Source organism: Aeromicrobium sp. SP1 (assembly GCF_055663785.1).
Genome location: NZ_JBQVVK010000001.1, coordinates 289,750 through 308,387 on the forward strand (window position 1 = coordinate 289,750; position 18,638 = coordinate 308,387).

Below are 18,638 nucleotides of genomic sequence, written 5' to 3' on the forward strand. Positions count from 1 at the left end.
CGTCCGCGCAGCAGGCGCGTGCGGTTTCGTCCGGGGGGACGGGGCGCCGATAGGGGGAGATCGTGACGATCTCATGGAAACCACTCGCCCTGTCCGCAGCCCTGGCCGTCTCCGCACTGACCGTGCCGGTGACGTTGGGCTCGGCCACCGCGGGAGCAGCACCAGCCACCACCAAGTCATCGGAGCCGCGACCGTTCGATCCGAGCACCGCCGACCGCACGGTCGACGGCGTCAAGGTCGAGGCACCCGGCAAGTACCAGGGCAAGGTCGCCAAGCGCTCGCGCAGCGCGGCACCGGCCGCGGCGACGCCGGCGGTCGGCACGGTCCGTCAGTGGCTCGCCAACGACGACCTCAACGGCGCGTACCGCAAGGACTACACGCTGCGCGGCGTCGGTGAGCACATCGAGGTCTGGGTCGCGAACGACATCGCCTTCCCGGCCGGTGACTGCCGCGGCACCGACGCGACGACCGTCACCGACGCCCAGGTCGAGGACCTGGTCCACGAGTTCGACACGAACATGTATCCGAAGGAGTCCGAGGCGTTCAGCGTCGCACCGGACCGCGACGGATCGAACGCCCAGCTCGGCCCGGACGCCAACGGCAACGGTGGCGACTACACCGGTGACGGCGACAAGATCGTCACGCTCGTCGACAACGTCCGTGACGACAACTTCTACGACTTCCCGGCGAACCCGACCTACATCGCCGGCTTCTTCTGGTCGTACTTCAACGAGCTGCTCGACCGCAACATCATGACGATCGACGCGTTCGACTGGACGCACCGCACCGGCGCGAACCCGCCGGACGCCCCCACCTCGGACCTGTGCACGAGCCGCCCCGCGCGACCGCGCCTGTACGAGGGCACGTTCGCCCATGAGTACCAGCACCTGCTGCAGTACTACACGGACCCGAACGAGTCGGTCGCGGTCAACGAGGGCCTGTCGGACTTCGCGCAGACGCTCGTCGGCTACGTCGACGGCACGAAGACCGTGTACGACAAGGGCGGCGACAGCCACCTGTACTGCTTCCAGGGCTTCGGCACCGTCAAGACGGACTTCAACACCAACCCGCGCGACTGCGGCGGCCCGGAGAACTCGTTCAACCTGTGGGACGAGGGCTCGACTGGATCCGCGGTGCTGGCCGACTACGGTCACGCGTACCAACTGATGCTCTACCTGTACGACAAGTTCGGCGAGTCCTTCCTGACGGCGCTGCACCGCGACGGTGAGCACCAGGGCATCGCGGCGCTGGAGTCCCAGCTCGAGGCCAAGGGCACGACGTTCCCGAAGGTCCTGCACGACTTCCAGTCGATGACGCTGCTGGACAAGACCGTCGGCGACGCGAAGAACTCGCTGATCATCGGGACGTCGAAGGCGAAGGTGACGAGCAAGAGCCTGCGCTCGTCGGTCAACCTCGACAACCCGGCCGCCTACGCCACGCCCGGCGCGGCGCCGAACGGTGCCGACTACGTGCCGCTGAAGGTCAACGGCAAGGCCGTGAAGGGCACGAGCCTGCGCTCGCTCACCTTCAAGGGCGCCACGACGCTGCCGACCCTGCCGCTGGCATGGACGACGGTCTCGGACGATCCCGACCGGGCCGGCAACCCGGTGCTGTTCTCGGGCAACGAGAACAGCACGGATGCCTCCGCGGTCACGAAGGTGACCGTGCCGGCGGCCGATCCGTCGCTGACGTTCCTGGCCAAGTACGGCGCCGAGGTCGGGTACGACTACGGCTACGTCCAGGTGTCCACCGACGGCGGGAAGTCCTACACGGCGATCGAGGGTGACAAGACGGTCGAGGGTCCGCTCGGTCCGTCGCTGAACGGCACGACCGACGGGTTCGAGCAGCACACGTTCGACCTGTCGGCCTACGCCGGCCAGGAGATCCTGCTGTCGTTCCGCTACGTCTCCGACGGCGGCGTGAACGAGGGCGGCCTCAAGATCGACGACATCAAGGTCGGCGGCACGCTGGTCAGCGACGGCTCGAGCCTGGCCGGCTTCTCCTCGCCGACCGAGATCAGCCCGACGCCGGTCGCGAACTGGCACGTCAAGCTCGTCGGCACGCGTCCGGGCAAGGTTCCGTACGTCGCGCAGGTCGAGTGGGACGGCAAGTCGTCGCTCTCGCTGAAGCCGGTGCAGTGGCTCAAGCTGCTGCCCGCCTCGTCGATCACCGCCGTCGTCTCCTACGACGAGCCGACCGGCATGGTCCAGCAGTACGCGCCGTACACCCTCACGGTGAACGGCCAGGTCCAGCCCGGCGGGTCCTGATCGGTTGAGCGATTCCCCGGTTCAGTGGGTATTTCCGCACTTTTCGAGGGCTGCGGCCCTCCGGGAGTGACCGGTGACCCACTGAGCCGGGGAATCTGCGTCTCGCTACCGTGGGGCGCATGACCCGAGAAGACGGACGTACCCCCGACCAGCTGCGACCCATCACGATCACGCGGGGCTGGCTCGACCACGCCGCGGGGTCCTGTCTGATCGAGTTCGGCAAGACGCGCGTCCTGTGCGCCGCGGCGGCCACCGAGGGCGTCCCGCGCTGGCGCAAGGGCTCGGGGCTGGGCTGGCTGACGGCCGAGTACGCGATGCTCCCGCAGGCGACGCACGACCGCTCCATGCGCGAGTCGGTCAAGGGCAAGGTCGGCGGTCGCACGCACGAGATCAGCCGGTTGATCGGCCGGTCCCTGCGCGCGTGCGTGGACCTCTCGCAGCTGGGTGAGAACACGATCGCGATCGACTGCGACGTCCTGCAGGCCGACGGCGGCACGCGCACCGCCGCGATCACGGGCGCCTACGTCGCGCTCGCGGACGCCGTCGCGGACCTGAGGAGCAAGGGCGCGGTCCGTGGCGAGCCGCTCGTCGACTCGATCGCCGCGATCAGCGTCGGCATCATCGACGGCGAGCCGATGCTCGACCTTCCGTACGTCGAGGACGTGCGCGCCGAGACCGACATGAACGTCGTGATGACCGGCTCGGGCAAGTTCGTCGAGGTCCAGGGCACCGCCGAGGGCGCGCCGTTCGACAAGGCCGAGCTCGACTCCCTGCTCGACCTCGCCACCGCGGGCTGTGCCGACCTGACCCGCCTGCAGCTCGAGGCCCTCGCCCGGTGAGCAGGATCGTGTTGGCTTCCGGCAACGCCAAGAAGCTCGTCGAGCTGCGTCGCATCCTCGAGCCGCTCGTCCCGGGTGTCGAGGTGCTCGGCCTGGCCGACGTCGAGCCGTACGAGGAGCCGGCCGAGACCGAGCCGACGTTCGAGGGCAACGCCCTCATCAAGGCGCGGGCCGCAGCCGCCGTGACCGGGCTGCCGGCCCTCGCGGACGACTCGGGGATCTGCGTCGATGCGCTCAACTCGATGCCGGGCGTGCTGTCGGCGCGTTGGTCCGGGGTGCCGAAGCAGGACGGCGGCGACGCGGCGAACAACCGGCTGCTGCTGGCCCAGCTGGCCGACGTGCCCGACGAGCGGCGCGGCGCGACGTTCCGGTGCGCGATGGCCCTCGTCCTGCCCGACGGCACCGAGATCGTCGAGGTCGGCGAGATGCCCGGCCGGGTCCTGCGTGAGGAGCACGGGGACGGCGGCTTCGGCTACGACCCGCTGTTCGCCGCGGAGGGCCACGACGTGTCGACCGCCGAGCTCTCGCGTGAGGACAAGGACGCCATCAGCCACCGCGGCCGGGCGTTGCGGGCGATCGCCCCGCGGGTGGCACAGGCGCTCTCCGGATCGTAGTTTCGAGCCATGGCACTCGTCCGCTTCGCGCACCTGGTCATCGACGTCAACGACCTGCCGTCCCGGGCCGACGCCTGGGCGCGGTGGCTGCACCTGCGACGTGACCCCGAGGACGCGGAGGCGCTACGCGGCGACAGCCCCGAGCAGACCGTGTGGCTCGAGCCGGTTCCCGAGCCGAAGACCACGAAGAACCGCGTCCACCTCGATCTCTTCGCCGCCGACCTGAGCCCGTTCGAGGCCGCGACGCCGGTCACCGAGCCCGGCGAGTTCGCGTGGACGACCTTCACCGACCCCGAGGGCACGGAGTTCTGCGTGTTCGAGTCCGACACCCGGCCCGCGGGACTCAAGGACGTCGTGGTCGATGCCGTCGACCATCGGGCGATCGGCGCGTGGTGGGCGGACGTGTGGGGCGGCACGCTCGGCACGGACGACGGCTACACGTGGCTCGACGACATCCCCGGGGCACCGGTGGAGTCGTTCGACTTCGTGCCGGTGCCCGAGCCGAAGACCGTGAAGAACCGCGTGCACTGGGACGTGCGGCTCGTCGAGGGGGCCACGATCGCCGACCTCGTCGAGCGCGGCGCGCGCGTCGTGCGCGAGCCCGGCGACGACCGCTCGTGGACCGTCATGGCCGATCCGGAGGGCAACGAGTTCTGCGTCCTGACCTCCCCGCCGGACTGAGGGCGCTGCCCCGAACGCTCAGAAGCGGATCGCGTCGATGATCCGCACGCGCACCGCGATGAGCGCCGGCAGGACTCCCGCGAGCGCTCCCACGACGAGCGAGGCGCCGAGGCCGAGGGCAGCGGCCGACAGCGGGAAGGGCGGCGGATCGTCGATCCCCTCGAGCAGGTACTCCGCCGTCCACGGGCCGTTCACGAGGGCGATCGCGATCAGGACGCCGATCAGCCCGGCGAACGTCGTCGCGACGATGCTCTCCATGACGACGGAGAAGAACACGCGGCCCGACGTGGCGCCGAAGCTGCGCCGGATGCCGATCTCGCGGACGCGCTGCTGGATCGTGATGACCGCGACGTTGAGCAGGCTCAGCGCGCCCAGCAGCAGGATGATCCCGCTGACGGCCGACACGACGAGCGCGACGGTCTTGAACTCGTCCCCCGAGCCCCAGGCCAGGTAGTCGTTGCGGCTCGTGTCCGCCGAGTACGAGGGGAGCCCGGCGCGCATGGCGGCACCGATCCGTGGAGCGAGGTCGTCCGCGGCGTCGACGGGGACCCACATCTCCCACGTCGCGTCCATCGGCTGCGACGCACCGAACCGGTTCAGGTAGGCGCCGGGCAGCATGAAGGCCGTGACCTCCCCGCCGCCGCCCGCGGTCACGCCGATGATCGAGGCCTGCGCCGTCCGTCCGGTCGCGTCCCGCAACTCGACCGTCGTCGGCAGGGCAGCGTCGGACAGCCCGAGCTTGTGCAGGAAGCGCGCGTTGACCACGAGCGCCGGCGAGAGGTTCTGCGCGTCCTCGGCGGACAGCCATCGGCCCCGGCTGACCACGACCCGGTGCATCGGGGCGAACTGCGGGTCGACGATCTGCAGGTAGACGTCGGCCGAGCGCTCGCCGCGGCGGGCCCCGAGCGTCGCCGTCCCTCGCACCGAGGCGTACGTGATGCCGAACTCCTCGGTGACGTCCTCGAAGACCGGGCGCACGGTCGCCATGGACGGGTTCGTCCCGCTCTCCTCGGAGTAGATCCACGTCGCGAGCAGCGCGGGGCGCCCCTCGCGCTCGTAGCTCTCGACGAGCGCCTGCTTCCCGATGTCGGCGAGGGCGACGGTGCCGGTGAGGGCCGCGACCGCGATCGCGACGCCGACGAGCGACAGCAGCACGCGCAGCTTGTGGATGCGCAGCTCCTGCCAGGCCTCGATCACGGCCGCGGCGAAGCCGGTGAGCGCGCGCATCACAGCAACGCCTCCGTCAGCGGTTGCAGGGTTCCGTCCTCGAGCCGGAACCGGCGACGCGCGAGTCGGGCGACCGCCGGGTCGTGCGTGATCGTGATGAGGGCGGTTCCCGCGTCGAGGGTCACGTCGTCGAGCATCCGCATGACGGCGCCGCCGGTCTCGACGTCCAGCGCGCCGGTGGGCTCGTCGGCCAGCACGAGACGCGGGGACCGGACCAGGGCGCGGGCGATCGCGACGCGCTGCTGCTCACCGCCGGAGAGGTGCTGGGGCTTGGAGTCGAGCCGATCGGACAGTCCCACCCGCTCGAGCATCTCCGCGGCGATCCTGCGCCGCGACCAGAACTCGCGGCCACCGGCGTACATGAGTGGTGCGATCACGTTCTCCAGCGCCGACCGGCCGGGCAGCAGGTTGAACTGCTGGAAGACGAATCCGATGTCGCTGCCGCGGATCCGCGCGGCCCGTGAGGCGGAGAGGGAGGCCGTGTCCCGGCCGTCCCACGTGACGGTGCCGTGGGTGGCCCGGTCGAGCAGGCCGAGCAGGTTGAGCAGGGTCGACTTGCCGGTGCCGGACCTGCCGACGATGCCGACGTGGTCGCCCGCGAACACCTCGAGGTCGATCGACCTCAGGATCGTCAGGTCCTCCCCGTCGGGCAGGACGACCGTGCGACCGACCTCGCTCAGGTGCAGCAGCGGCGGGCCGCTCACCCGGCGTACGCCTTTCCGGCCATGTCCTCGGAGTCCTCCGCCGAGCTGCCGGGGACGTACCGGAGCACCTCGTCGCCCTCGTCCAGACCCTTGCGGACCTGGACGACCTTGCCGTCGGTCGTCCCGATCCGGATCTGGCGCGGCTCCGGCTCGCCGGCGCCGACGATCCAGACGGTGCCCTCCTTCACGAGGCCGCGCACGGCCGTGACGGGCAGCAGGAGCGCGTCGTCGACCGAGCCGGAGTCGATCGTCATCGTCATCGCGAGCCCGTCGAAGACCGTGACGTCATCGGGGATGCGACACGTGACGGCGGTGCCAGCGCCGCTCTCGCCCGACTCGCCCGACTCGGGGTCGGCGGTCTCGGCCTGGGCCGTGTCGGCGATCCGCAGCTCGTCGCAGGCGAAGGGCTCGGGCCCGCCGTCGATCGTCACGGTCGCCTCGTCGGGCAGGTTCAGCAGGCGGTACCGGTCGATGGGGCTGATCGCGCCACGGGCCGTGAAGGTCGTGCGCCGGATGTGAGCGAGGGTCGCGTCCTCGGTGACCTCGTCGCCGACGACGACGGTCAGGCCCGCGACCTTGCCGGAGGCCGGCGCACTGACGGTGAGGTAGCGGGTCACCGGCTCGACCGGATCCTCGCCCTCCTCGTCGCCGTCCTGGGCGCCGCTCCCGGGCTCGGGCACCTCGGTCACCTTGACCTGGAGCAGGGGCGCGCCCTTCTCGACCTTGGTCCCGTTGCGGACCCACGCGTAGACCACGGTTCCCGTACCGGGGGAGGCGACGGGGACCGGCGGATCGACGGCGATCGTGCCGGAGGCGTCGAGGGAGTTCTCGATGGCGCCGCGCTCGACCGCCACGGTCTCGGACTGCGCGGTGGCCGTCGGGGTGAGCGTGTCGTCGTTCGCGCCCGTGCCGCCGCCGAAGGCCAGGACCGCGAGGCTCGTCGCGATGACGGCGCCGATGACGACCCAGACGGTGGGCAGGACGACGCGGCGGACGAAGCGCGGTGGAATCACGGAGCGCACGCTACCACGTAATGCGTATTAGTCGGGGAGATTGCCGCGACGGGGTGTGCGCCGTGCTCCGCACTAGGGTGAACGCGTGACCGAACTGCACCCGTCCGGCGACATCGTCACGCTCACGCGGGCGATCGTCGACACCGCCTCCGAGAGCTTGGACGAGCAGGAGCTGGCCGATGCCGTCGAAGCCGCACTGCGCGACTGCGACCACCTCACGGTCGTGCGCGACGGCCACACGATCGTGGCGCGCACCGACCTCGGCCGAGCCGAGCGGGTCGTGATCGCCGGACACATCGACACGGTTCCCGCGAACGGCAACCTGCCCTCACGGCTCGAGGGTGACGTGCTGTGGGGGCTGGGAACGTGCGACATGAAGGGCGGGGTGGCGATCGCGCTCAAGCTCGCCGTCGAGCTCGTCGCGCCCGCCCGGGACGTCACGTGGGTCTTCTACGACGCCGAGGAGATCGCGGCGGAGCACAACGGCCTCGGCCGCGTCGCGCGTGAGCACCCCGACTGGCTGGCCGGCGACTTCGCGATCCTCATGGAGCCGTCGAACGCCGGGGTCGAGGCGGGCTGCCAGGGCACGATGCGCGTCGAGATCCGCACGACGGGGGAGCGGTCGCACTCGGCGCGCTCGTGGATGGGCCACAACGCGATCCACGACCTGGCTCCCGTGCTCGACACGCTCGCGACGTACGCGGCGCGGGAGGTCGAGATCGACGGCCTCGTGTACCGGGAGGGGCTCAACGCGGTCGGCATCACGGGCGGCGTGAGCGGCAACGTGATCCCCGACGAGGCGGTCGTCACGGTCAACTACCGGTTCGCGCCCGACCGCGACGAGCAGGCGGCCTTCACGCACCTGCAGGAGGTCTTCGAGGGCCATGGCCTCAAGGTCACCGACTCGGCGCCCGGCGCCCTGCCCGGCCTCGACCGCCCCGCGGCCGCGGCGTTCGTCGAGGCGGTCGGCGGACAGGTCGGCCCCAAGTTCGGCTGGACCGACGTCGCGAAGTTCACGCTGCTGGGCGTGCCCGCGGTGAACTACGGACCGGGAGACCCCAAGTACGCACACAAGGCCGACGAGCAGGTACCCGTCGAGCACCTGGAGCGGGTGCTCGCTCGACTGCGCACGTGGCTGACGGAGGACATCGATGACTGACGAGCGCACCCCCAGCGATCCCACGCCGCCCGGAGTCGAGACGAGGGACCGGCCCGACGAGTGGCGCCGCGGGCCGGTCCGGCTGCGCGGCGAGCACGTCCCGCAGTCGACGACCGACCAGCGACTGCTCGACAGTCGCGGCCCGAACGACTGGCTGCACACCGATCCGTGGCGGGTGCTGAGGATCCAGTCCGAGTTCGTGGAGGGCTTCGGCGGGCTCGCCGAGCTCGGCCCGTGCGTCGCCGTGTTCGGTTCGGCGCGCACCCGGACCGACGACCCCATGTACGACGCCGCCCGCCGGCTCGCGACCGCGATGTGCGCCGCCGGCTACGGCGTCATCACCGGGGGTGGCCCGGGCATCATGGAGGCCGCCAACCGCGGTGCCAGCGAGTGCGGCGGCACGTCGGTGGGTCTGGGCATCGAGCTGCCGATGGAGCAGGGCCTCAACGACTGGGTCGACCTGGGCATCAACTTCCGGTACTTCTTCGTCCGCAAGACGATGTTCGTCAAGTACGCCCAGGGCTACGTCGTCTTCCCCGGCGGCTTCGGCTCGATGGATGAGCTGTTCGAGTCGCTGACGCTCGCGCAGACGGGCAAGATCACGACCTTCCCCGTCGTCCTGTTCGGCACGCAGTACTGGGGCGGCCTCGTCGACTGGATCCGCGACACGATGCTGCCCGCGGGCATGATCCTCCCGGCCGACCTCGACCGGATCAAGCTCACCGACGACATCGACGAGGCGGTCGCGTGGTTCACCGCCGAGGAGGGCTGACACAAGCCTCAGGTAACACCTGAAAGTTTGCGTTGCGCTCGGCGTGCCGTCCCGGGCGGCCGGGCACCCGGGACCTACGCTGGCGGCATGTCCAGCCGCACACTTCCCCGTTCGCTGCGCGTGACGTCCGCAGTGATCGTGCTTGCTCTGGCCGCCGTCGTCGTCATCGTCGCCGTGACGATGCAGACGGTGCCGGCACTCATCATGGCCGCTTGCGTGGCCCTCTCGGCCGGCATCTCGTCGACCGTTCTCATGTCCGAGGAGATCCGCGAGGTCCGCCACCGGTTCGCCCGCGACCGCGTCCGCGACGCCAAGCTCGTCGCCGACCGCGAGCGCGAGCACCTCGAGGTCGACGCGTCGTTCCGACGTGCCGTCACCGAGCGTCTGCGCGCCAGCGAGGCCGAGATCGCGCGCCTGCGGGCCGACCTGGCTGCGGGCAGCTCGCAGATCGACGAGCTCGAGGAGCGCCTCGCGACGGAGCAGGAGCTAGTCGCGATGCTCGGCCTGCGGCCCGAGATCGACCCCGCGATCGTGTCGCCCGAGCGCCCCGATCGGGTCGACGAGCGGTCCCACGAGCGTCGCAGCGCCTGATCTTCCTCGACCCTTCGCGTGAATCCGTCCCTGCCATGGGCGATAATGGAGGACGTGCCCGATCCACGGGCGTGCGACGAGAGGGGTACAGATGGCCGCCATGAAGCCTCGGACCGGTGACGGACCGATGGAGGTCACCAAGGAGGGACGCTGCATCGTCATGCGCGTTCCACTCGAGGGCGGCGGACGTCTCGTGGTCGAACTGAACAACGAAGAGGCCGCCACACTCGGCGACGCACTCAAGGCCGTCTGAGTCGGCGACCGATGTACGGTCTCTCCGTGCGCTGGTCGTTGACCGGCGCACCCGCAGACTCACTGGAGCGACTGCGCGAGTACGTCGAGACGGAGTCGCACTCGAAGTTCGCCGGGCAGCCCGGCCTGCGCTTCAAGACGTGGCGCGCCCGCGAGGGCGAGTGGTTCGAGGGAACCTACGTCTTCGTGAGCGATGAGTCGCGCGCGCAGTTCCAGGCCGATTTCACCGAACGGGCGACCGAGGTCCCCGGCACGCAGATCGTCGGATCGCCGCCGGAGCTCATCGAGGCGTTCGAGGTCGTGGCCGTGGTGCGCGGCCCGGCCGGCTTCCGGTCCGCGGCCCGCTTCGAGAGCTGAGCCCTCAGAAGGGCTTCTGCACGACCAGCAGTCCGTCGCCGAGCGGCAGCAGCAGCGCCGAGAGGTCCTCGTCGACGCCGACGCGCTCGACCAGCTCGCGGATCGCGAGGGTCTCGGCGTCGCGCTGGGACGGGTCCGCCACGCGGTCGTGCCACAGGGCGTTGTCGAACACCACGAAGCCGCCCGCACGGGTCAGCCGCAGCGCCTCGTCGAGGTACTCGCCGTACTCGACCTTGTCGCCGTCGCAGAACACGAGGTCGTAGCCGCCGTCGTTGAGCCGGGGCAGCACCTCGAGGGCCGAACCGGTGATGAGCCGAAAGCGCGTCGGCGCGATGCCCGCGCGGAGGAACACCTGGCGCGCGAGGCGCTGGTTCTCGGCCTCGAGGTCGACGGAGGTCAGCACGCCGTCGGGCAGCATGCCGCGCAGCAGCGCCAGTCCGGAGACGCCCGTACCGGTGCCGATCTCGGCGATGCTCCGGGCGCCGGCAGCGCCGGCGAGAAAGGCCAGCGCGGCGCGGGCGCCGGGCAGGACGGGGACGACGCCGACGGTCTCGGCATGGGCCCGCGCCGCGCGCAGGTGCTCGTCCTCGGGCTGGTACTGCTCGGCGAAGGCCAAGCTGGCTGGGGTGGTCATGGGGTGCCTCGCATTCGTCCGGCAGGTCGGCTCCAGCCTATCGACGCGGAGCCCTCTCTCCGGTGCGAAGTGAGGGTGTCGCCGCACGGATCGCACTTCGACAACCGTCAGGTCGCTCTTCGGCTTCTCTCAGGTTGTGGCGCGACGATGGGTTCATGCCGGTCCCCACGCCGATCCCTCAGGCGCAGGCCGAGATCTATGCCCAGCACGCGGCACAGGTCCACCGCCTCGCGCTTCGGCTGACGGGCAACCGCCATGATGCCGAGGACCTGACCCAGGACGTGTTCGAACGCGTCTTCGTCTCCCTCGACCGGTACGAGCCCGGGAACTTCGGTGGCTGGATCCACCGGATCACGACGAACCTGTTCCTCGATCGTGCGCGGCGGGCCGGGCGACAGCCCACCCACTCCCTCTCCGCCGCGCACGAGGAACGGCTCGTCGACGGACGGTCCCTTCCCTCGGACCTCGTCCACGACGCGGGCTTCGATCCCGACATCGAGGCCGCCCTGGCCACCCTGCCGAGCGAGTACCGCGTCGCCGTCGTGCTCTCGGACGTCGAGCAGCTGAGCGCGGACGAGATCGGCGCGATCCTCGGCGTCAAGGTCTCGACGATCCGCACGCGCATCCACCGTGGTCGCAAGCAGATGCGCCGCGAACTGGCGCACCGTGAGCCGCAGGCGGACCACTCGCGCGTGCTCGGCGCCCTCGGCGCCTGACCGCACCCCCAGCGGCCTCAGGTGGCCTCACGGTCGAACGGCGGCACCTCGTTGGGGCGCAGGATGCGTGCCGACGGGACCGGGGGAGGCGTCGGGTCGGCCCACATGACGTCGCGCACCGCGGACCGCGGATCGAGGTCGCGCAGGTCGAGATCCTTGAAGTCGTCGCCCAGCTCGCGGGTCAGCTCGGTCTTCGCGTTGTCGGCCAGCTGGCGGACGGTGCGGACGAGTCGAGCGGCCTCGCGTGCCATCGACGGCAGCTTCTCGGGGCCGAACACCAGCAGTCCGAGGACGAGGATGATCCCCAACTCGGGTAAGCCGATGCCGAACACGGGGGAAGTCTAGAGGCGACCGGCGGGCGACAGGCCCAACTGCATACCCGCCAGCCCACGGGAACGGCCGCTCAACTGGTCGGCGACCTGCTGCAGGACCTTGGCGGACTCCGCGTCCGGCGCGACGAGCGTGATCGGCGAACCGGAGTCGCCGCCTTCGCGCACCTGCTCCTCGAGCGGCACCTGTCCGAGCACGTTCACCTCGTAGCCGAGCCGCGCGCTGAGCCCTCGGGCGACCGCGTCGGCGCCACCGGAGCCGAACACCTCCATCCGGTCACCGTTCGGCAGTTGCAGCCAGGACATGTTCTCGATGACGCCCACGACGCGCTGGTGCATCATCGACGCCATCGTGCCGGCGCGCTCGGCCACCTGGGCGGCGGCCTGCTGCGGCGTGGTGACCACGACGAACTCGGCGTTGGGCAGGTGCTGGCCCAGGCTGATCGCCATGTCGCCGGTGCCCGGCGGCAGGTCGAGGAAGAGTGCGTCCAGGTCGCCCCAGTAGACGTCGGCGAGCATCTGCACGAGCGCACGGTCGAGCATCGGGCCGCGCCAGGCGACGACCTGGTCCCTGCGTGGCTTGAGCATGCCGATGCTCATGACCTTGATGTTGAGGTCGCCGGGAATCGGGACCGGCATGATCATGTCCTCGACCTGCGTGGGGCGCTGGTCGCCCACACCGAACATGTCGGGGATCGAGTGGCCGTAGATGTCGGCGTCGACGACGCCCACCTTGAGACCACGCTTGGCCATCGCGACGGCGAGGTTCACGGTGACCGACGACTTGCCGACGCCACCCTTGCCGGACGCGATCGCGTAGACCTTCGTCAGCGAGCCGGCCTGCGCGAAGGGGATCTCGCGCTCGGCGCGGCCACCGCGCAACTGCTCCTGCATGGCCTTGCGCTGCTCGTCGGTCATGACGCCCATGTCGACGCGCACCGTGTACGCCGGGGCCACCGTGGCGACCGCGGCGGTGACGTCGCGGTTCAGGGTGTCCTTGAGCGGGCAGCCCGCGACGGTGAGCAGCAGGCGCACGACGATCTCGGTCTCGCCGATCGTGACCGCGTCGACCATGCCGAGTTCGGTGATCGGGCGCTTGATCTCGGGGTCGTTGACCTTCGAGAGGGCCTCGGTGATCTGGTCCTGGGTCGGTGCAGCCATGTTTTCCAGTCTACGTGGCGGGTACGAGGCCACTCCGGGCGCATCAAGGCGTGGTCGGGTCGCCCTCGGCGTCGGGCTCGTCGTGCTTCTCGAGCTCGGTGAGGAAGTTGCGCAGCTCGCCGCGCAGGAAGTCACGCGTCGTGACCTCGCCCAGGCCGATGCGCAGGCTCGCCACCTCGCGGGCGAGGAACTCCATGTCGGCGTGCGAGCGCGTGGCCGCGTCGCGGTCCTGCTCGGCCGCGATCCGGTCGCGCGCCTCCTGGCGGTTCTGCGCGAGCAGGATCAGCGGCGCCGCGTAGGACGCCTGCAGCGACAGGATGAGCGTCAGGAAGATGAACGGGTACTCGTCCCAGCGGTACCGATCAGGGCCCCACGGCACGTTCCAGATGATCCACACGAGGATGAAGACCGTCATCCACGCGATGAACCGGGCGGTGCCCAGGAACCGCGCCGCCGACTCGGCGAAGCGGCCGAACCGCTCGGGGTCGGCGGCCTCGCGGCGGGCCGCCAGCCGGGTGCCGAGGCCCCGGCGCAGGTCGCGCGGCTGGTCGAGCCGCTCGCGCTCGCGCTCAGCCATTCTCGCGCCACCCCTCCGGAAGCAGGTGGTCGAGCACGTCGTCGATCGTCACGACGCCGAGCAGGTGCTGGTTCTCGTCCACGACGGGCAGGGCCACGAGGTTGTACGCCGCGAGCATCCCGGCGACCTCCGCGAGGCTCGTCGTCGGCCGCGGCCAGTCGATGTCGTTGTCGACGATCTGGCTGACGAGCGTCGAGGGTGGCTCGCGCAGCAGGGCCTGGAAGTGGGCCGCGCCGACGAAGCGCCCCGTGGGGGTCTCGATCGGCGGTCGGCACACGTAGACCATCGACGCGAGCGCGGGGATCAGCTCGGGCTCGCGGATCATCGCCAGGGCGTCGGCGATCGTCGCGTCGGGCGCCACGACGACGGGCTCGGTCGTCATCATGCCGCCGGCCGTGCGCTCCTCGTAGGACAGCAGCCGGCGGACGTCGTCGGCCTCCTCGGGCTCCATCAGGCCGAGCAGCTGCTCGGCGGTCTGGGCGGGGAGCTCGCCGATCAGGTCGGCGGCGTCGTCGGGGTTCATCTCCTCGAGCACGTCGGCGCCGCGCTCGGGGTCGAGGACGCCCAGGATCTCGACCTGCACGCGCTCGGGCAGCTCCTCGAGGACGTCGGCGAGGCGTTCGTCGCCGAGCTCCGCGACGATCTCCATGCGGCGCTTGGGGGTCAGGTCGCGCAGCGCGTTCGCGAGGTCGGCCGGGCGCATCTCGTCCATCGTGGCCAGCAGGTGGGTGGCGCCCTGGGCGGCCGCCTCGCTGGCGAGCCCGCGGACCTCGTCCCACGCGAGCACGTGGCTCGTGCCGCGACGGCCGAACCGCTTCGCGTGCTCGGCGACCGCGACGGCCGAGACGTACCAGTCGCGGCGGGGGTCCTGCTCGATCGCGATGTCGTAGAGGCTCGCGGGGGTGCCGTCGTCGAGCGTGACGTGGCGGTCGAACAGCTCGTGGACGGCGAGCGTCTCGGTGGAGCGCTGCTGGAAGCGACGCAGGTTCAGCACGCCCGTCGTGATGATTTGACCGGAGTCCATCGACGTGACGCGGGTGACCGGGAGGAACACGCGGCGGCGGCCGAGGACCTCGACGACGAGTCCGAGCACGCGCGGCCGCTGCGAGGCGCCGCGGATGGCGACGACGACGTCGCGCAGCTTGCCGACCTGGTCGCCGACGGGATCGAAGACCGCCTGCCCGACGATGCGGGACACGAAGATCCGGGTCGGCTGGCTGGTCACGGTTCTGAGGCTACCGGCCGGGCGCGTCGGCGCCCGGGACCGGTCGGCGAGTCACGAGCGGCCCGGGGGACCCGTCCGGCACGGCCTGAGACACTGGCGCGGTGAATCTCGTCCTCGCGGTGATCGCCGTCGTCGGGGTCGCGTTCTCCGGGCCGCTCATGGCGGCGACCGCCGCGCCCGCCCTGGCGATCGCCTTCTGGCGCAACGCCATGGCGACGGGCCTGCTCACCCCGCTCGCGCTGATCCGCCATCGCGAGCAGATCGTCACGCAGGGCCGGCGGAGCTGGCTGCTGACCGTGGTGGCGGCCGCGGCGCTGGCGGCACACTTCGCCTCGTGGGTCGGCGCCCTCAAGCTGACGTCCGTGGCGGCGGCCACCGCGCTCGTCTCGATGCAGGTCCTGTTCGTCATCGCGATCGACGCGCTGCGCGGGCACCGGGCCTCGCCCGCCGTGGTGCTGGGGTCCGCGATGGCGGTCACCGGCGTGATGGCGATCTCCGGCGTCGACCTCGGCGTCTCGCGGGAGGCGATCGCGGGCGACGCACTCGCGCTCGCGGGCGGGCTGTTCGCGGCGATCTACGTCGTCGCGGGTGCCCGCGTGCGCGAGACGATGTCGACGACCGCCTACACCTTCTCCTGCTACGGGATCTGCTCGCTGCTGCTGCTCGTCGCGTGCCTCGCCGCCGGGGTCCCGCTGTCCGGGTGGTCCGCGGACGCGTGGCTCAAGATCGTCGCGGTGATGATCTGCGCGCAGTTCCTCGGCCACTCGATCATCAACCACCTCCTCGCGGTGATGCCGCCGGTCGTCGTCTCGCTCATGCTGCTGCTGGAGGTGCCCGGAGCGGCTCTCATCGCCGCGGCATGGCTGGGCGAGTCGCTGCCCTGGCTGACGTATGCGGGCATCGTGGTGATCCTCGCGGGCCTCGCCGTCGTGATCCTCGGCGGGCGCCGCGTGCCGGAGGAGACGCTCGGCGCCGACTGACGCCGCGCGGGGACGCCGGTCAGACCAGGCCGCGGACGAAGTCGCCGATCTGCGCGAACGCCTGCCGCCCCTCGGGCAGCCAGCCCGCCGCGGCGTGGAAGACGTGCACCTGGTCAGTCCAGATCTGCAGCTCGCACGCGACACCCGCCGCGAGCAGCAGGTTCGCCATCCGCTCGGAGTCCGACAGCAGGATCTCGCGCGATCCGACGTGCAGCAGCACGGGCGGGAAGTCCGTCACGTCCATGTCGACGGGGCACGTGCGCGTGCCCGCGACGCCGGTGCGCCGGTCCACGCGTTCGATGGCCGCGGCCAGCCGGCGCAGGGACGCGGGGGAGAATGCCTGGCACGTCCACGCGTTCGGATGGCTCGACTTGGCCCGCGGGTCGATCTCGAGCAGCGGCGAGATGCCCACGAGTCCGGCCGGACGACCGAGACCCGCGTCCAGCACGGCGCGGACGACGCTGAACGCGAGGTAGCCGCCCGCGGAGTCGCCGGCGATCGTGATCTCCTCGGGGCGGTGGCCGCGCTCGACGAGCCAGCGGAAGGCGGCGACGCCGTCGGCGATCGAGGTCGAGACGGAGGCGCGCGGCATCTGGCGGTACTCGACGTGCAGCACCGGTTGCGCCGCCGCGTGGGACAGGCGGGTGACGATGCGCCGGTGGCTGTTGAGTCCGCACGAGAAGAACGCGCCGCCGTGGAAGTACAGGACGATCGGGCCCTGGGACCGCACGCCCGGGGCGGTGACGATCTCGCCGGCGCACTCGGGCAGGTTCACGCGGTGGCGGGTCGTGCCGGGAGCGTCGGGCAGCGGAGCGCTCGCGAGCTCGACGAGGTTCGGGGGGAACGCGCGCAGCGGCAGCAGCGACCATGCGCTGACGGCGGGCCGGACCCCGTGGCGCAGGGTCGCCCCGAGCAGGGCGGAGCGCGTGCTGACGCGGGGGAAGACGGTCGGCTCGACGGCGGGACCCACGCTCGCCGGGCGGGACGCGGCCCGGCGCCGGGCGGAGAAGGGCGTGCTCTGGAACGGCAGGGACATGACCGCTCCTTCCGGGAGTACGCTGAGGGCCCTTGTGACCTACGTCACATGAGACTACTACTGGCGTACTGATACCGCCCGGAACCCCCAGGAGCGCCCATGTCGCTGATGTCACCGACGGACTCGATGTGGCTCCTCGGCGAGACGCGGGACCATCCGATGCACGTCGCGAGCCTCATGCTGCTCGACCCGCCGCCGGACGCCGGTGTGGACTTCGCGCGCGACCTCGTCGAGCTGACCCGGTCCGGGTTCCCGCTGAGCGCGACCTTCCGCAAGCATCCGGCGGCGCCGTTCGCCCTGCGCGGCGCGATCCAGTGGGTGCACGACGACGAGGTCGACCTCGAGTTCCACGTGCGGCACTCCGCCCTGCCGCGGCCGGGCCGCGTGCGCGAGCTGCTCGCGCTGACGTCGCGCCTGCACGGCACCCTGCTCGACCGGAACCGCCCGCTGTGGGAGAGCCACGTGATCGAGGGTCTCTCCGACGGCCGGGTCGCGTGGTACTGCAAGACCCACCATTCGCTCATGGACGGCGTCTCGGCCATGAAGGCACTCGGCCGGGCCTTCACGCCGGACCCGGACGCACGGGACTCGCGGGCGGCATGGCACCGGCCGCCTCGCGAGTCGGGCGGGTCCGGCGGTGGGCTGCTCGGCGCGGCCGGCCGAGCGGTCGGCGCCAGTGGACAACTCGCCCGCGAGGTGGCGGGAATGGGGCCGGCCCTGTTCTCGACGGGTGTCGACCTGCTCCGCGACCGCGACATCAGCCCGCTCGTCGCGCCGCGGACGATCCTCAACGGCCCGATCAGCGGGGCGCGCCGGGTGGCGGCCCAGTCGTGGTCGATCGACCGGATCCGGGCCGTGGCGCGGACGTACGAGGTCACGATCAACGACGTCGTCTGCGCGATGGTCTCCGGCGCCTTCCGTGCCTACCTGCTCGAGCTCGGCGCACTGCCGAACGACCCGCTCACGGCGATGTGCCCCGTCTCGCTGAGCCTGCGTGAGGAGAAGGCCGGCCGCGCGGGCGCCGACACCGGCGGGAACAAGGTCGGCGCGATCATCGTCAACCTCGGCACCCACCTCGAGCACGGGCCCGATCGGCTCGCGGTGATCGCCGAGTCGTCGCGGCACGCGAAGTCCGCGTTGGGACAGCTGTCCCCGCTGCAGGTCATCGCCGTCTCGGCGGTCAGGCTCTCGCCCATGGCGCTCGCGATGGTGCCCGGCTACGTGCATGCGGCGAACCCGCCGTTCAACATCGTGATCTCGAACGTCCCCGGGCCCACGGAGGACGTGTACTTCAACGGCGCCCGGCTCGACGGCATCTATCCGCTGTCGATCGTCATGAACGGCCTCGCGGTGAACGTCACCGTGATCGGCCGGAGCGGGAGCCTCGACGTCGGCATCGTCGGCTGCCGCGAGACGCTGCCGGGCCTGCAGCGGCTGCTCGACCACCTCGAACGATCGCTGGCAGAACTCGAGGGGTAGGCTGCCTGCGATTCCGACCAAGATT

Annotated in this window: 21 protein-coding genes; 12 read left to right on the forward strand and 9 right to left on the reverse strand. The window is 71.2% G+C overall.

Annotated features, from left to right (window positions below):
* Window positions 1–62: 62 nt before the first annotated feature.
* The 4 genes from ACT26F_RS01390 to ACT26F_RS01405 all read left to right on the forward strand — a co-directional run bounded on the left by ACT26F_RS01390 (window position 63) and on the right by ACT26F_RS01405 (window position 4,401).
* Window positions 63–2,267, forward strand: coding sequence for a choice-of-anchor J domain-containing protein (locus tag ACT26F_RS01390; protein WP_471668684.1), 2,205 nt, complete (start codon window positions 63–65; stop codon window positions 2,265–2,267).
* A 119-nt stretch (window positions 2,268–2,386) separates the two neighbouring features.
* Window positions 2,387–3,106 (forward strand): ribonuclease PH, encoded by a 720-nt coding sequence (gene rph, locus ACT26F_RS01395; RefSeq protein ID WP_471668685.1) that lies wholly within the window; start codon window positions 2,387–2,389, stop codon window positions 3,104–3,106.
* Entirely contained in the window at window positions 3,103–3,720 is a 618-nt protein-coding gene (gene rdgB, locus ACT26F_RS01400) for an RdgB/HAM1 family non-canonical purine NTP pyrophosphatase (protein WP_471668686.1), read from the forward strand. The genes rph and rdgB overlap by 4 nt, the downstream gene beginning before the upstream one ends.
* A 9-nt stretch (window positions 3,721–3,729) precedes the next feature.
* Window positions 3,730–4,401 (forward strand): VOC family protein, encoded by a 672-nt coding sequence (locus ACT26F_RS01405; RefSeq protein ID WP_471668687.1) that lies wholly within the window; start codon window positions 3,730–3,732, stop codon window positions 4,399–4,401.
* 18 nt (window positions 4,402–4,419) lie between these two features.
* Here ACT26F_RS01405 and ACT26F_RS01410 read toward each other — a convergent pair whose 3' ends face one another.
* Genes ACT26F_RS01410 through ACT26F_RS01420 form a run of 3 tightly spaced genes read right to left on the reverse strand, consistent with a single transcriptional unit; the run spans window position 4,420 to window position 7,345 of the window.
* A complete protein-coding gene (locus tag ACT26F_RS01410; RefSeq protein WP_471668688.1) occupies window positions 4,420–5,628 on the reverse strand; it encodes an ABC transporter permease in 1,209 nt (402 codons plus the stop codon).
* Entirely contained in the window at window positions 5,628–6,332 is a 705-nt protein-coding gene (locus tag ACT26F_RS01415) for an ABC transporter ATP-binding protein (RefSeq protein ID WP_471668689.1), read from the reverse strand. The genes ACT26F_RS01410 and ACT26F_RS01415 overlap by 1 nt, the downstream gene beginning before the upstream one ends.
* Window positions 6,329–7,345, reverse strand: coding sequence for a permuted SH3 domain-containing protein (locus ACT26F_RS01420; RefSeq protein WP_471668690.1), 1,017 nt, complete (start codon window positions 7,343–7,345; stop codon window positions 6,329–6,331). Before ACT26F_RS01420 ends, ACT26F_RS01415 begins: the two co-directional genes overlap by 4 nt.
* Window positions 7,346–7,430: 85 nt before the next feature.
* On the opposite strand from ACT26F_RS01420, the gene dapE reads away from it, so the two are divergent.
* From dapE to ACT26F_RS01445, 5 genes are all read left to right on the forward strand, one after another.
* Window positions 7,431–8,504: a succinyl-diaminopimelate desuccinylase gene (dapE, locus tag ACT26F_RS01425; RefSeq protein ID WP_471668691.1), complete on the forward strand. Its 1,074-nt coding sequence runs from the start codon at window positions 7,431–7,433 to the stop codon at window positions 8,502–8,504.
* Entirely contained in the window at window positions 8,497–9,276 is a 780-nt protein-coding gene (locus ACT26F_RS01430) for an LOG family protein (protein WP_471668692.1), read from the forward strand. Before dapE ends, ACT26F_RS01430 begins: the two co-directional genes overlap by 8 nt.
* An 87-nt stretch (window positions 9,277–9,363) precedes the next feature.
* Entirely contained in the window at window positions 9,364–9,867 is a 504-nt protein-coding gene (locus ACT26F_RS01435) for a hypothetical protein (protein WP_471668693.1), read from the forward strand.
* A gap of 91 nt (window positions 9,868–9,958) precedes the next feature.
* Complete coding sequence (locus ACT26F_RS01440; RefSeq protein WP_019145023.1) at window positions 9,959–10,120, forward strand: DUF3117 domain-containing protein; 162 nt, start codon at window positions 9,959–9,961, stop codon at window positions 10,118–10,120.
* 26 nt (window positions 10,121–10,146) lie between these two features.
* Window positions 10,147–10,476: a hypothetical protein gene (locus tag ACT26F_RS01445; protein WP_471668694.1), complete on the forward strand. Its 330-nt coding sequence runs from the start codon at window positions 10,147–10,149 to the stop codon at window positions 10,474–10,476.
* Between the two features lie 4 nt (window positions 10,477–10,480).
* On the opposite strand, the gene ACT26F_RS01450 is transcribed toward ACT26F_RS01445, so the two are convergent.
* Window positions 10,481–11,110, reverse strand: coding sequence for an O-methyltransferase (locus ACT26F_RS01450; protein ID WP_471668695.1), 630 nt, complete (start codon window positions 11,108–11,110; stop codon window positions 10,481–10,483).
* 155 nt (window positions 11,111–11,265) lie between these two features.
* Between ACT26F_RS01450 and ACT26F_RS01455 the strand changes: the two genes are divergently transcribed.
* Window positions 11,266–11,826 (forward strand): sigma-70 family RNA polymerase sigma factor, encoded by a 561-nt coding sequence (locus tag ACT26F_RS01455; RefSeq protein WP_471668696.1) that lies wholly within the window; start codon window positions 11,266–11,268, stop codon window positions 11,824–11,826.
* A gap of 17 nt (window positions 11,827–11,843) precedes the next feature.
* On the opposite strand, the gene ACT26F_RS01460 is transcribed toward ACT26F_RS01455, so the two are convergent.
* From ACT26F_RS01460 to ACT26F_RS01475, 4 genes are read right to left on the reverse strand one after another with little or no spacing between them, the layout of a single operon-like run.
* Window positions 11,844–12,158, reverse strand: coding sequence for a sec-independent translocase (locus ACT26F_RS01460; protein WP_471668697.1), 315 nt, complete (start codon window positions 12,156–12,158; stop codon window positions 11,844–11,846).
* Window positions 12,159–12,167: 9 nt separating this feature from the next.
* Window positions 12,168–13,316: an Mrp/NBP35 family ATP-binding protein gene (locus ACT26F_RS01465; RefSeq protein WP_471668698.1), complete on the reverse strand. Its 1,149-nt coding sequence runs from the start codon at window positions 13,314–13,316 to the stop codon at window positions 12,168–12,170.
* A 43-nt stretch (window positions 13,317–13,359) separates the two neighbouring features.
* Window positions 13,360–13,893 (reverse strand): DUF1003 domain-containing protein, encoded by a 534-nt coding sequence (locus ACT26F_RS01470; protein ID WP_471668699.1) that lies wholly within the window; start codon window positions 13,891–13,893, stop codon window positions 13,360–13,362.
* A complete protein-coding gene (locus tag ACT26F_RS01475) occupies window positions 13,886–15,118 on the reverse strand; it encodes a magnesium transporter MgtE N-terminal domain-containing protein (RefSeq protein ID WP_471668700.1) in 1,233 nt (410 codons plus the stop codon). Before ACT26F_RS01475 ends, ACT26F_RS01470 begins: the two co-directional genes overlap by 8 nt.
* Before the next feature lie 101 nt (window positions 15,119–15,219).
* Here ACT26F_RS01475 and ACT26F_RS01480 point away from each other — a divergent pair, with 101 nt between their 5' ends.
* Window positions 15,220–16,098: a DMT family transporter gene (locus tag ACT26F_RS01480; protein WP_471668701.1), complete on the forward strand. Its 879-nt coding sequence runs from the start codon at window positions 15,220–15,222 to the stop codon at window positions 16,096–16,098.
* Between the two features lie 19 nt (window positions 16,099–16,117).
* Here the strand turns inward: ACT26F_RS01480 and ACT26F_RS01485 are convergent, their stop codons facing one another.
* Window positions 16,118–17,134, reverse strand: a complete 1,017-nt coding sequence (locus tag ACT26F_RS01485) for an alpha/beta hydrolase (protein WP_471668702.1) — start codon at window positions 17,132–17,134, stop codon at window positions 16,118–16,120.
* Window positions 17,135–17,233: 99 nt separating this feature from the next.
* Between ACT26F_RS01485 and ACT26F_RS01490 the strand changes: the two genes are divergently transcribed.
* Entirely contained in the window at window positions 17,234–18,613 is a 1,380-nt protein-coding gene (locus ACT26F_RS01490; protein WP_471668703.1) for a WS/DGAT/MGAT family O-acyltransferase, read from the forward strand.
* Window positions 18,614–18,638: the final 25 nt, after the last annotated feature.